The 13,296-nt window shown below is 45.3% G+C and carries 12 protein-coding genes; 3 read left to right on the top strand and 9 right to left on the bottom strand.

All coding sequences use genetic code 11. The features are described from left to right. Positions 1-207: 207 nt before the first annotated feature. The 7 genes from EJ063_RS08210 to EJ063_RS08180 all read right to left on the bottom strand — a co-directional run bounded on the left by EJ063_RS08210 (position 208) and on the right by EJ063_RS08180 (position 7,869). Positions 208-2,304 (bottom strand): TonB-dependent siderophore receptor, encoded by a 2,097-nt coding sequence (locus tag EJ063_RS08210; protein WP_126573789.1) that lies wholly within the window; start codon positions 2,302-2,304, stop codon positions 208-210. 161 nt (positions 2,305-2,465) lie between these two features. Beyond that, the gene (locus EJ063_RS08205) at positions 2,466-2,918 is read right to left on the bottom strand and encodes a TadE/TadG family type IV pilus assembly protein (protein ID WP_126573788.1); all 453 of its coding nucleotides are present in this window, start codon (positions 2,916-2,918) and stop codon (positions 2,466-2,468) included. Continuing rightward, positions 2,915-3,349: a TadE family protein gene (locus tag EJ063_RS08200; RefSeq protein ID WP_244225165.1), complete on the bottom strand. Its 435-nt coding sequence runs from the start codon at positions 3,347-3,349 to the stop codon at positions 2,915-2,917. Before EJ063_RS08200 ends, EJ063_RS08205 begins: the two co-directional genes overlap by 4 nt. 2 nt (positions 3,350-3,351) lie before the next feature. Further along, positions 3,352-4,593 (bottom strand): TadE/TadG family type IV pilus assembly protein, encoded by a 1,242-nt coding sequence (locus tag EJ063_RS08195; RefSeq protein WP_126573787.1) that lies wholly within the window; start codon positions 4,591-4,593, stop codon positions 3,352-3,354. Between the two features lie 189 nt (positions 4,594-4,782). Continuing rightward, positions 4,783-6,159 (bottom strand): sensor histidine kinase, encoded by a 1,377-nt coding sequence (locus tag EJ063_RS08190; protein ID WP_126573786.1) that lies wholly within the window; start codon positions 6,157-6,159, stop codon positions 4,783-4,785. A 6-nt stretch (positions 6,160-6,165) separates the two neighbouring features. After that, positions 6,166-6,825, bottom strand: coding sequence for a response regulator transcription factor (locus EJ063_RS08185; RefSeq protein WP_126573785.1), 660 nt, complete (start codon positions 6,823-6,825; stop codon positions 6,166-6,168). Between the two features lie 156 nt (positions 6,826-6,981). Next, a complete protein-coding gene (locus EJ063_RS08180) occupies positions 6,982-7,869 on the bottom strand; it encodes a DMT family transporter (protein ID WP_126573784.1) in 888 nt (295 codons plus the stop codon). 141 nt (positions 7,870-8,010) lie between these two features. Between EJ063_RS08180 and EJ063_RS08175 the strand changes: the two genes are divergently transcribed. The 3 genes from EJ063_RS08175 (at position 8,011) to EJ063_RS08165 (ending at position 10,692) form a co-directional block, all read left to right on the top strand. Continuing rightward, positions 8,011-8,712 (top strand): glycerophosphodiester phosphodiesterase family protein, encoded by a 702-nt coding sequence (locus tag EJ063_RS08175; protein ID WP_126573783.1) that lies wholly within the window; start codon positions 8,011-8,013, stop codon positions 8,710-8,712. A 269-nt stretch (positions 8,713-8,981) separates the two neighbouring features. After that, entirely contained in the window at positions 8,982-9,377 is a 396-nt protein-coding gene (locus tag EJ063_RS08170; RefSeq protein ID WP_126573782.1) for a SulA-like leucine-rich domain-containing protein, read from the top strand. A gap of 211 nt (positions 9,378-9,588) precedes the next feature. Then, positions 9,589-10,692 carry a phosphoribosylaminoimidazolesuccinocarboxamide synthase gene (locus tag EJ063_RS08165; RefSeq protein ID WP_126573781.1) on the top strand — a complete coding sequence of 368 codons (1,104 nt, stop codon included), beginning with the start codon at positions 9,589-9,591 and terminating at the stop codon, positions 10,690-10,692. A gap of 60 nt (positions 10,693-10,752) precedes the next feature. On the opposite strand, the gene EJ063_RS08160 is transcribed toward EJ063_RS08165, so the two are convergent. Together EJ063_RS08160 and EJ063_RS08155 are read right to left on the bottom strand one after the other, a co-directional pair. Next, positions 10,753-11,253: an EF-hand domain-containing protein gene (locus EJ063_RS08160; protein ID WP_341866948.1), complete on the bottom strand. Its 501-nt coding sequence runs from the start codon at positions 11,251-11,253 to the stop codon at positions 10,753-10,755. Between the two features lie 111 nt (positions 11,254-11,364). Then, entirely contained in the window at positions 11,365-13,248 is a 1,884-nt protein-coding gene (locus EJ063_RS08155) for a methyl-accepting chemotaxis protein (RefSeq protein ID WP_126573780.1), read from the bottom strand. Positions 13,249-13,296 lie beyond the last annotated feature (48 nt).

Below are 13,296 nucleotides of genomic sequence, written 5' to 3'. Positions count from 1 at the left end.
GGCAGAGGCTTTGAAGTGTAGTCGCCCTACCTGATAAGCCGATAACGCAGCAGAAAGAATCCACAAACGCTGCCCGAAGGGTTCGGCCAAAAGCATTTTATACTTTGTTGAGTGTTTTTTACTTAGACCCACTAGGCTTCAAACCACTCGCCGCGTCTAAAATGCTTTTTGCTCGAACAAAATTTAACCACGAAAAATCAACAGACCCTAGTATTTAATCTGTACTGTTGCCATGTAGTTGCGGCCCTCACCGACTACAACATCTTCAGCATACTGGTGCTTGCTTGACGTTGAACCACCACCTGCTAGGTAGTCGGTATCAAACAGGTTTTCAACGGTGAAGCGTGCAATCATGTCTAGGTCAGCATCGTACTTATATGTGTATGCTAGGCCCATATCAACACGAGTGTAAGCGTCTTTCTTGAACGTATTTGCTTCATCGCCGTAGCGAGAACCTTCGTAAATTACACCTAGGTTAACATCAACATCGTTTGTTGCTGCATAGGTAGACCAAACTGTTGCTGCAAACTCAGGTACGTCAACTGGGCGATTGCCTGCGTAAGTCTCATGGTTTTTGATTTCTGCATCAATGTACATCGCAGAACCTGACAGTGACCATTTGTCTGTCAAGAAACCTTGTGCGGCAAGCTCTGCACCACGGTGTTCTTGTTGACCGCCTTGTGTGACAACGTAATCACCTGATGCTGGATCTTCTACATCAAGCTCAATGTTCTCTTGGGTAATATCAAATAGCGCACCAGAAACAAACAAGCGTTCGTCTAGTAGCTCCCACTTTGTACCCACTTCGTAGGCTTTACCAATTGCGGCATCCAGTAGCTCACCGTCATTAATGTAAGTACGGCTGCCGCTTGATACTTGGCCTTGCGGCTCAAAGCTTTCAGAATAAGAAGCGTAAATGCTGCCGTTATCCGCAGGGTGGAAAATCACACCAAGTTTCGGCGCTACGTTCTCTTCAGCTACGCCATCTTGAACTTTACGGTCAAAACGTACACCCGCTAGAAGCTGCCACTGATCGTTCAATGTCATCATGTCTTGAGCATAGAAGCCCCAAGTGTCGTAACGGCCTTTTGGTGCTAGGTTTGTTTCGCCTGGAACTTGTACAGGTACGGTAGCACCTGGGGCGTACTCACCGCTATTAAAGCTATGCATGCCACGCTCGTAGCTATAACCTAACCAGTTGCCACCGAACAGAACCTTATGATCCATACCTGCAAAATTAGTATCTGCAACTAAGTCTAGGTAACCGGTTCTAAAACGCCATTTATCATGACGGTAGTTACCACCTTGCGTGACAGTTCCGCTGCCATCAGGGTTTAGATTGGCAAAGCTTGGGTAACTTTCAACGTCAATTCGCTCAAAGTCTTGATAGTTGAAGCCTGTGTTTAGTGTCCAAACGTCAGAAAGGTTGGCATTAACATTGAAGCCGACGTTTTCTACATCATTCTCGATCTTCGACCACTGTGCGTCCCAGATGTGCTCTTTGCTACCCACACGCTGACCATCGAGCGTGTAAAGCGCGCCTGAGTCTACGCTGCCTTCATCGTTAGTCTTATCATAATGAACAGACACAGTGACATCGTCAGTGAGGTCGTAATCAACAAACAGACCCGCAACTAGGCGTTCCGTTTGTGGTTTAGAGCCATCACCATAGGTGCGCCATGAGCTGTAGCTCTCTTTTGAGATTATAGTACGAGCACGAAGCGTCTCGTCATCGTTCAGTGCCCCACTCACATCTACTGTAGTACGCGAATGGTCATTTGAACCAATGTCTTGGCTAACGGTAACTTGTGTGTCGTATGTGGGTTTCTTAGTGACCATATTGATCAGACCGCCCGGCGCTGACACGCCGTACAGAAGACCAGATGGACCTTTTACCACCTCAACACGTTCAAGCAATTCAACCGGTTGACGGTAATGAGACCAATGTTGATGACCGTCACGCAGGAAACCAGAAGAGCTTTGAACTTCAAAACCACGCAATGAGAAACGCTCGCGATTTCGGCTTGTACCACCCGCGCTCACACTCGCGTCGTTCTTTAGTACATCACCAAGCGTACTTGCTCGCTGTTCGTCAATTAGCTGCTCGTCGATAATAGCGATTTGCCCAGGGGTCTCTAACTGAGTCGCCTCCATACGCATAGCACCGGTATTCGTATCAGCCTTGTAACCATAATCACGGCCTTCAACCACCATGTGCTCATCAGTTTTCATCGTCTCAGCAACCACTGCTGGAGTCGCGAGTACCGCACCAATAACAAGTGCTAACTGACTCTTAGTGAACATATTTCTCTCCATTTTTTTAATGGCAGCATTTATCTTCGCTGCTTCATTTTTTCAACGGATCGGAATATAAGTGATAACCAATATCATTTGCATTAAATTTACAAACTTTACGGTTTATAGAATTGTAAAGATAAGAGATGGGTTTAAGGAAAAGCCACTCGCTAACAGTCAGTATTGGAGTCATTCGGTACCATGCCTAGGCTTTCACTGGGGATGGTCGTTTCGAAACTTGGCATATCAATCACTCCACTCTCACCAATGAACGAAAGCAAAGCAACGAATCGGTAATCCATATCTTTGGCTCTTGCTCGGACAAAACGAACGTCTTCTGAATCAGGCGCGACGAGCACAGTCCCACTCCCATCCAAGTATTCTATTTCTATGTTTTCTGCGACCATGGAAGAAATATAGGCATTGTCAGAGATGAAAGTGTTGATATCGGAATCGTGCATTTGGCATACCGAAGCCATTCTAGCGGCAGCTCTGACTGACTCACTCACCGCTTGCATTGAAAACATAAAGTAACCAATCGACGCAATCGCAAGCAAAATTAGCATCAAAAACGACGACATCAAGGTAAATTCCACAATGGTAATACCACGCTCGTTTTTCATGGGTCCAACCTCATTACAGTCGTCGCATTCATTGGTAGAGCCAAAGAAAGCTCACTATTGGGTAGCGTATCTCTGAAGAGCGGTACAAAGGTGTGGGACGCGGTCACCGTAACGAATTGGTTGTTTTCGCAACTGACCGTGACATCGTTCGTCGTTAGGCTATCTATTCGCGCCGCAGCACCTGCCTCTAATGTGCCATAAACGACCAATTGTTTGATGTCACCTTGTTCGTTCATCACCGGGCCACAACCAGACATTTCACTGACGCTCATCGCATATCGAGCGCCTACTCTCACGGCCTTATTAAGCGTGTTCATTTCGACATAGATACGCGCGATTTCAATCACCGCCACTAGAAATAGCATCAGGACGGGTAATCCAATGATCAGCTCAACGGCGGCTAGTCCTTTCTGCTTATTCTTCACGTTCACGGCTAAGATCCTCCTCCTACTGACGACGGATCTTTATAAAGGACAATTCGAGTTACCCCGGTATTGGCGTCTGACGAACCGCCTTCGACCACAGAGCAATTCTCAATAAACTCACCGAAAATACTTTGTTGACCTTTTTTTCCTGATTCTTGAGATGAATCGTAACGCTGAATCATGAAAAAGCAGCCAATACTCGTTACGGTAAACTCGATTTTACCGCCAGATTTAGAGGCTGAATCACAATCCAAAATGGGAACAGGAAGGACTCGTCGCCAAGCCGAACCACCAGCGGAGTTACAGTCGCTGTCAGTCATGCAGGCATTAGTTTGGGTGACATATTCCTCGTAAGTCCACTTATCGACAGCGCTCGAGTCATTGTGATCGGCGATATTGTCGGTGGTTATGGCTGGACTCGGCTCCGTTGTCACCAAATCAGGTGGATAATAAACGCTATCTACCGTGCCACCATCAAAACGAGTATCAATATCTTCTGTCGCCCCAACTGCATTACCAGTTTCAGAATCAATATCGTCACCAATTGAAACGACCACGGTATTTTTCCCAACCAATGCATCACTTACCGCTGATTTACCACTACCTACATCCAAAAGGTGGTAGTTACCTGCACCTAATCCATCAGGATCATCCGACTGGCTGCCCGTTTTGATCTCATAGGCCTTACCGACCTCGTACCCCGACGGGCCGACATCGCTCCCTTCGCACATCCCTATCGGAAGAATGTTCGCTGTCCCATCGATATACACCGGGCCTGCGACAGCACTTGCTGAAACGGTTTTACTGATCCCAAACAGGTCGAGGAAAAAATCGTTAAGCGCGACATCAGAGACTTCTACCCTGACATAAACCATGTCAGCAGAAGCTGGGAATGTAGAAGAAAACCCACTATTAGGGGTATCGGAGTATTCAATGGAGAGGGAATTGAGGGTATCGCCCGAAGCCGTCAGTTTTATTTCATCGTTACCGTCAGAATCCGTCACTTTATTATAGGATTCAACGATCGCTGCTTGTGTTGTCGAGGCTTGCTGACTTCGATTGGCGACGGATGCACCCGCTATCGCAATCGTATCTACGGCATTCTGGAGACGAGTTTGGTTAACAACAAAGTGAGAGACATCAATCGAAAGCGCCGCAATACCAACAAACGCAATCATACTCATAGACATAAGGACTAATGTTAAGCCCTTCTGTTTCCCTTTAGGTTTTGGGTAGTCGCATGATTCCATTGCTCCCCCTCTACCGCTTATGCGGTCAATTTACTAGCCTTACACGGTAGCAATCATCACAAAGGCTGAGGTTGTTGATACTCCTCATTCTATATAATGAAAAAGCCACTCTCACTAGGTAAACTATAGTTCAAACCAATGATAGTGACTAAATTATAATCAACGGAAAATGGTAGAAAGTCACACCGCTTAATTCATAAAGACAAGCTGTATTCTCAGGCCACCTTCACTGCGGTTCGAGGCCCTTACTTCCCCTTTCATTAACTTCATCGACTCTTTGACAATCGCAAGCCCTAATCCATAGCCGCCACTCTGTTTATCTCGTGCCGATTCAAGTCGAGTAAAAGGTAGGAAGATCGTATCGAGTTGATGTTGAGGAATGCCACCACCGTTGTCCGAGACTTCAATCACTACCTTATCCATTGGGTGTTCACTCAATGGGTACATCGATACATCGATTTGGGCAGTATCACCTGCATATTTGATGGCGTTAGAAAGCAAGTTGCTCAAACACCGTAATACCAATCGTTCATCCGCCATCACTAATGGTATAGGCTCACTTCGGTTGACATTAATTTGTTGCGACTCTTTCAATTGAAGGCGACTTTGCGCGACTTGGTTCGAGATGATTCCTTCCAAGCTGACCGGATGACACTGCGACGCATAACGAGAGTTCTCTAAGCGGCTAAACTCCAATATTTCTCCCACTAACTCATCCATTTGATCGACCTCTCTCTCTAGCCTGTCGACAATGGCGTGACTAGACGAGGGGGACTTGGCTCTCAACAGGTGAAGTGCTAGGTTCTGACGTGCCAATGGTGTTCGAAGTTCATGTGAAACATCGCGTATTAAACGTTTTTGTCTTTCAGACAGAGCATGAATCTCTTTCGTCATATCATCGAAGTCACGCGCTAAATCATTAAATTCTGTGGTTTTAGAATTGAGTTCAGTAACGACATTCACGCTAAAGTCACCAGACGCTAATCGGCGGCTGGCCTCTCTAAGTCTATCGAGTGGGGTTTGTAATTTTCGCGCTAAGATCAGTGAAAAGAGCGACAACATCGCCACGACGATCACGACCTTGATGATCGCAAAATAGATAATAAACTGATGGGCTGGGTGCTGCTCACTGGGCAGTTGAACCACCAGTGTATTGCCTTTCACCAACCTGACACCAATTAGCGGCTTACTGACTCTATCGTTAAGCGGGCCATTGAGCTCTCGGAGAAAACGTAGCTTGAACTCAAAGTGAGGGTGCATTTTTCGGTGCGAGAGTGGCTGATTATGATCATTAAGTACAAATAGATAAAAAGGCTGAGCATTGCCCCAATCCGCAAGTTCATCCATGTCACCTTCTTCAATCAAGATATTGGCTTGCTGAGCAAGTGATTCGATTTGATGTTTTAGCTCGGAAGGCACTTTCAAGACTGCGCTAACCAACGCTTTTTCCGCTAGAGCTTGCAAAAGAATAATGCTGATGATCACCGCTGACATATAGCTAAAAAGCTGAAAAAACAGCGAGTCTTTGCGCTTTGATATGCTCAATGGGCACTTCAAGGTCATCATTGATCGTTAACCTACATTGCCAACAAAGCTATATCCTTTACCACGAACCGTTTTAATGTGCTGCTTGGATAGCCCAGCTTCAATAAACTTACGGCGCAAGTTGCTGACATGCATATCTAAGTTTCGGTCGAATGGGCTTAACTCTTTTTTGAGCACTTCTATTTGAAGTTCTGCTTTCGAGATGACCATCCCCTCTCTATTCACAAGATAGTGAAGCAAATCCGCTTCTGTTCCTGTTAGAGGGAGATTTGGGATCTCCGCTTGCACACCATCGCTAAAACTGAAGGAATGACGCTGCTTTTCAAGACCCACTCGGCGAAATATAGCTTTAATTCGAGTCAGCAGTTCTGGCACTTTGAAAGGCTTGGTGATGTACTGGTCGGCACCGGACTGATAACCATCTAACGTCGATGCCTCGTCACTGAGCGCGGTTAGCATTAAAATGGGGGTTGCGAAACGTTGGCAAATTTTTCGCGCGACTTGCATGCCATTGAGCTTAGGTAGCATCACGTCCAGTAGTACAAGATCGACTGGGGTCTTCTCGATGAACCTCAGAGCACTCTCTCCACAATGGACACTCTCGACTTGATAACCTTCTACTTCCAATACATCGGTAAGTAGTTCACACAGCTCGACATCATCGTCAACAACTAACACTCTAGACATGAGAATAACAGTACAATTGAAAAAGGTTCGCATTCTAATCTTGAAGCACGATAAACACAATCAAGAAACGATAGAATACCCCGCTAACTGACCGTTATTTGTTTTTGATCATAAGCTTTCATCGTGTTACTGCCGCTAGCAGGCGACTGACAGCGTTTATTTCGTTGGTGTGCGTTTAATGAATTTCAGCAGTTTACCGTCAGTGCGGTAAAAAATCAGCGCCAATAAGATCAAGCTACAGCCAATCAATTTATTTCTAGAGAGCTGCTCGCCATACCAAAGGATACTTAAGATGACGGTCCAAATCGGTTCAAGCAGCATGATAAGCGCTGCATTGCCTGGATTACATCCCTTCTGTCCTAGCGTTTGCATCACATATCTCAAACTGGTTGCGAGCAAAGCACTCAGAGCAAACCAACCCCATATTGAGGTCTCAACATGACTTGGGATGGTTTCAAAAAATGCTGACGCTATTAATGCAATCACACCAGTCACACATAGCTGAATGGCCGTTAACAAAAGTACTGGGATCTTTTGGGCAAGTTTACTGTTCACATTAAAATGCAGCGCAAGTAGACAAGCATTTGCTAAAAACCAAACTTGGCCAGTAGAGTTATTCCAACCATCGGTTAACGACAGCATGGCCAAGCCACTGACGGCGATAGGCATTGAAATCCAAAATGCCCGTTTAGGTCTTTCCTTATAGAGTACCCATGCAATGATTGGCACAATGATCATCGATAAGCTCACAATGAATGCCCCCTCACCCAAGGTTTTACTTATCGAAATCGCGTATACCCAACTGAGTAGCGCAAGCGCAAGGATCATTCCGCCCCCAACGGCTTGCGAGAGCAGTTCAAGTGTCAGTTGAGGCACTTGCTTAAAACATAGGGGGAATAGACACATAGCGGCCACTAAGAAGCGCAACCCTACGAAACCAAACGGTGGTAATCCTTGAATGGCTTCCTTAGAAAAAATCCACCCAAGCCCTGCTAATGCAGTGGTGGCGACGAGTATCCAAGCAGCTTTATTTTCAGCGTTCAAAGTCGAGTCTCTTTATTGTAATAATTTTATAATTTATGAGCCGATAGTGTCAGATTCATCAACGAATAGCTACGACATATCTACTCAAAATTTTCATTTAGAGTTACTCTATGTAGCACGACTATTCTATCGAATTTCACTATGATTATTGTTGGGCACCGAGGCGTAGCAGGACGCTTTCCTGAAAACACGTTAGCCAGCATTCAAGAGGCTGTAACACTGGGTTTAGATTGGGTTGAAGTCGACGTTCAGCCCACACTAGACAATCACTTGGTCGTTTGTCATGACCATACCGTTGACCGCTGTTCCAATGGCAGCGGAAGAGTCGATGAGCTCACCCTTGACGAGTTAAAGACCTATGACTTTGGTTCTTGGTTCAACTCATCCCATAATAATGAGGAAATACTGACTCTGCCTGAACTCCTCTCTATCGCCAAATCACACAATCTTTCCCTCAATATAGAAGTCAAAATCGATCACCACGATCCGAGTAAGGTGTGCGATTTAGTTCAGGAAGTGATTGTCCAATCCGATGTGAGCCTCGATAAACTTATTTTTTCGAGCTTTGATCATGAGGTAGTGCGTCAGTTACGAATTCGTCTGCCACAAGCACGTTTAGGCGTATTGAGCGAACGGCTCAAGTCAGCAGACAAAGCATTGCTAAGAGAAGTCGCGGCATTTAGTTGTAACTTAAACTACAAATCAGTGACCCAGCGCCAGATCGCACAGCTAAAAAAAGAGGGCTATCAGGTGTGGTGCTATACCGTGAATAACCCCAACTCTTTGCGATATAAACACGGGCTAGATGCAATCTTTAGCGACTATCCCGAACGTTTCCTCTAATTTAATTACTCCTTTCTTTTATCCAGTGTTATACAGCACTACTGTATAACACTGTATAAAACCACGTGCGCTTTATCACATTTCTACTTTTCAAATTGAATACTCCCCATCACAAGAAAATCCTCATAACTATTTACAATCAATAACTTAAATAAAAACCCATGCTTATTTTCACTTTTTTACGCTGAAAAAATACACAAAAAAACTTGATCATAAAGCCAAAAATAACTACTGTATAAGCATACAGCATGTACAAAGGAACAGTTATTATGATTCAGGCACAACAGACAGCTCGCGCATTCTCTAAGTTTAATGCTCTTGCTCAACCAACTCAGCCAATGAATATTGACCATTCTACGTTACATCGTCTTGCAGGCCTGTCCGATCAGAGCCAGTGGATTTTATTTACCTCTGAATGCCCTCGCCCTAATTACGACCAGTTTGCTGCGTCTCATATTAGCTGCCAAAAGATCATTCAGATGAAACCTTCTCATACTCAGAGCGAGTTTGAGATTGTAAAAAAAGCGATTCAATCTGGTAATGCGAGTGCTGTAGTCGCATCGACCAATATTCCAGCTGTCGAGCAGAGTTTGCTAGTCTCACTTGCTCATCAGTTTCAGTGTGAAGTCTTTTTCGTTGAGGGCAGAGTTAACCAGTACCATTAACAAGCTCAACGATAGTCACTGCCTTTTGCCCCCTCCCTACGAGGGGGTTTTCTTTTTTGGCTAATCATCAAGCGAACTTTAAGCGATAAGTAAAAAATTAAGCAAACGTTTGCTTTTTCTCTGGTAGCCACAAATAGTTCTGGTATCATGCGACTCAAATCCATTATCTCTAATGATAATTTCCACGTTGCTTTAAGATAGGAATGTCTAGATGAGTCTCGCTGACCAAGTTCTTGCCGTAAATGATGATCTTCCAATTCGTACTGATAAACCGGTTCACAGTGGCAAAGTTCGCTCTGTATATTGGCTAACAGAAGAAGACAGCAAACGTCTGATTAAAGAGAAAGGCTACGACGTAGCACCAGATGCCCCACTTGCTATCATGGTGATCAGTGATCGCATCTCTGCATTCGATTGTATTTGGCACGCTGAAGGTGGCTTACAAGGCGTACCGGGTAAAGGCGCTGCACTCAATGCTATCTCTAACCACTGGTTTAAGCTGTTTAAAGATAATGGCCTTGCTGACAGTCACATTCTAGATATCCCTCACCCGTTCGTTTGGATTGTTCAAAAAGCCAAACCGATCATGATTGAGGCAATTTGTCGCCAATATATCACTGGTTCAATGTGGCGTGCATACGATAAAGGCGAGCGTGAATTCTGTGGTATTCAACTTCCAGAAAATCTACAAAAAGATAAAGCTCTGCCAGAACTGCTCATGACACCATCAACGAAAGGCATTTTAAAAGGGATTCCGGGCGTACCTGAAGCCGATGATGTCAACATTACTCGCCAGAACATTGAAGATAACTTTGCAGCCTTTAACTTTTCAAAAGCCGAAGATATCGCATTATACGAAAAGCTACTTCGCGAAGGGTTTGTCGTGATTAGCGATGCACTCGCGCAAGTTGACCAAATCTTTGTAGATACCAAGTTTGAGTTTGGCTACGTGCATGACGCAGCTGGTAATGAAAAGCTTATCTATATGGATGAAGTCGGTACCCCTGATTCCTCTCGTATTTGGGACGAGAAAGAGTATGAAGCTGGTAACATTGTCGAAAACTCAAAAGAAGGGTTTCGTCAGTTCTTACTTAACCACTTCCCTGACCCAGATATCCTGCTAAACAAAGAGCGCATGGATGAGCGCGAAGCGCTTGCTCGCGAGAATGCCCTTCCTCTTGACGCACTACAGGCAATTTCTAAGACATACATTGGGCTCGCAGAAAAGATTACCGATGAGAAGATCACGTTAAGTGAGAACCCTAAACAAGAAATCATCGACGTTCTTGCTCGTGACTATGGCTTGATTGATTAAGCTTTACTCGCTGAGAGTATTTTAAAACGCGCTCTTTTTTTGAGCGCGTTTTTGTATTCACTATTTATCTTTGCCGCCTTTATTACTGCTCCCTCCCCCTTTATTACCACTATTCCCTTTATTACCACTATTCCCTTTATTCCCGCTGTTTCCTCTATTACCTTGGCTACTGCTTTTATTTTGCCCTTTAGACTCCGCACGATTCGAGTTCGTTTGAGCCTCTTGCTTAAGGGCTTTCAACTCCCCTGTGCCATTGCCTGGATTAGAATATTTGGGGTGGGCGGCTAGCTCTGCTTCAGTCACGACGCCGTCTCGATCCCTATCGAATGACGCAAAGGCGCTAAGGCCACCATCTTCGTCTTCCTCTTCTTCCTCACCACTTCCACGGAATAGGTTAAACTCTTCTTCTGACACGACCCCATCGCCATCAGTATCAAGTTCACCAATCGCAGGTGGTGATTTAGTTACGTCAGATTCGTCTTCGGTTTCTTCTTCTGCATAGCTGCTCAACGAAACTGCCATTACCCCAATCATCAACACTCGTAATAATCGTTCCATCATTCATTCTCCTTGCTCTTACTCTAAAAGTTTAGACCACGGATTAGCTGCTGAGGCTAATGACAGACATAAAAAAGCCCCGAGGAACGGGGCTTGGAAGTCTGTGAGTAAGAGTTACAACTTAAAGCGTTGAATCTCTTGCTCTAGCTCATGAGAAAGTTCTGAGAGCTGGGCAGCTTGTGATGCTGCATCGTGTGCTTCATCAGCCAGTTCATTTGACACATCACGAATACCAACCGTATTGCGTGTAATCTCTGACGTTACAGATGCTTGTTCTTCCGCTGCAGACGCAATTTGTGTCGCCATATCGCTAATTCGTTCAACAGCTGTCTGAATTTGAGTCAGGCTAACCGCCGCTGAATCTGCGTCAGCCACGCTCGTATCGGCAAGCTGACGGCTATCGCCCATAATGCTTACTGCTTTACCAGTCGTACCTTGCAGCGTTTCAATCATCTGTTGAATCTCTTGCGTTGAAGCATGAGTGCGTTGGCTTAGAACACGAACTTCATCGGCTACTACTGCGAAGCCGCGACCTTGTTCACCCGCACGAGCCGCTTCAATGGCTGCGTTAAGTGCAAGCAAGTTTGTTTGCTCAGCGATGTCTTGGATTGTCGACAAGATCGTGTTGATGCTGTTGCCGTGAACTTCAAGCTCTTGAATAACTTCCGTCGCCACTTGAACTTCAGTCGCTAGGTTCTGGATCGAGCCTTGAGTTTGAACAACTTGCTCACCACCATGCACACACGCAGTCACGGCTTCAGAAGAATTTTGCGCCGTGTTGTCAGCATTACCGGCAATCTCTTGGGTAGCTGCTGCCATCTCGTTGATCGCGGTAGCTACCATGTTAATCTCGTCTTGTTGTAGACGGATACGTGCACTACGTTCTTCCGCTTGTTGCGCGGTCTGCTTTGACTGCTCGGAAAGAGAAGCAGAAACCACACTCAGTTTGGTTACCATCGCATGCATATTGCCTACAAAGATGTTGAAGTTGTTTGCCAATTGGCCGACTTCATCATCACTGCGTGGTTCTAGACGTTGAGTAAGGTCACCTTCACCAGAGGCAATTTCTTCCAGTGCGTCAGAAACTCGAACTAAATCTCGGAATAGGAAGTTAACCAACCAAGAAACCACTGCGATTACAATAAGCGTAATAACGATTGCTGTGATGATTAGGCTTTGTAGTAGCTCGGTATGGGCAGCTTCTTCAGTCGCACGGTCCATTTCGATAGCAAAAATCCAATCGGTACCTTCCACTTTAGTGAAGTAATACAGTTTTTCTACACCGCCACGTTTCACAATCTCTATCGAACCAGAATTCGCTGCGTCTTCTATCGCACGTAAGCTTAATTCTTTAGACAATGCTGTAACCGGTTGTAGTGAAAGTGCTTTATCCGGGTGAGCGAGGAACGTGCCGTCTTGAGTACCGATCAGCATTGCGTAAGCATTATCACCCGCGTCTAGGTTAATAACGTCATTGATCAACTGGTCAATCAAAACATCGGCACCCACAACACCAACAAATTGTCCATTGCGACGAATCGGCTCTGCGATCGTGACAAGGAGTGCATTGGTGATCGCATCTTTATACGCGGTCGTTACGATTTGTTTGCCCGCATTGTTTGCATCGATATACCAAGGACGTACGCGAGGGTCATAGTCAGCTCGATTACGCTCAGGGTGTGAACGGTACATACCGCCTTCCGGTGTACCTAAGAAAATATCATCGAACCCACCCGCTTTGCGAGCTTGCTGTAAATAGGGAACAACATCAGCTTCTTGGCTGTAATCGTTAAATGCAGTCGCGATGTCTTTTCGAATTTCAATCCAATCAGAGATGCCTTCTGATGCCGCGGTCGCTAGGCTGTCAGCACGAGCATAAACGCCGTTTCGTGTTTGTTTATATAGCTGGTCCGCAGACAGCCAAGTCAGTGCACTTGCCATTAGCACAACAGCCAATAGGCTAGCGCCAATCAGTTTCTGTTTTAAAGAAAGTTTCATAGTGTCAATAAAAGGTTTGGGAACAGTTAGGGAGCGCTGAGTTTACAA

The sequence above is a fragment of the Vibrio aquaticus genome (assembly GCF_003970385.1).
Lineage (GTDB): Bacteria > Pseudomonadota > Gammaproteobacteria > Enterobacterales > Vibrionaceae > Vibrio > Vibrio aquaticus.
This window is presented reverse-complemented; position numbering and strand designations above follow the sequence as displayed.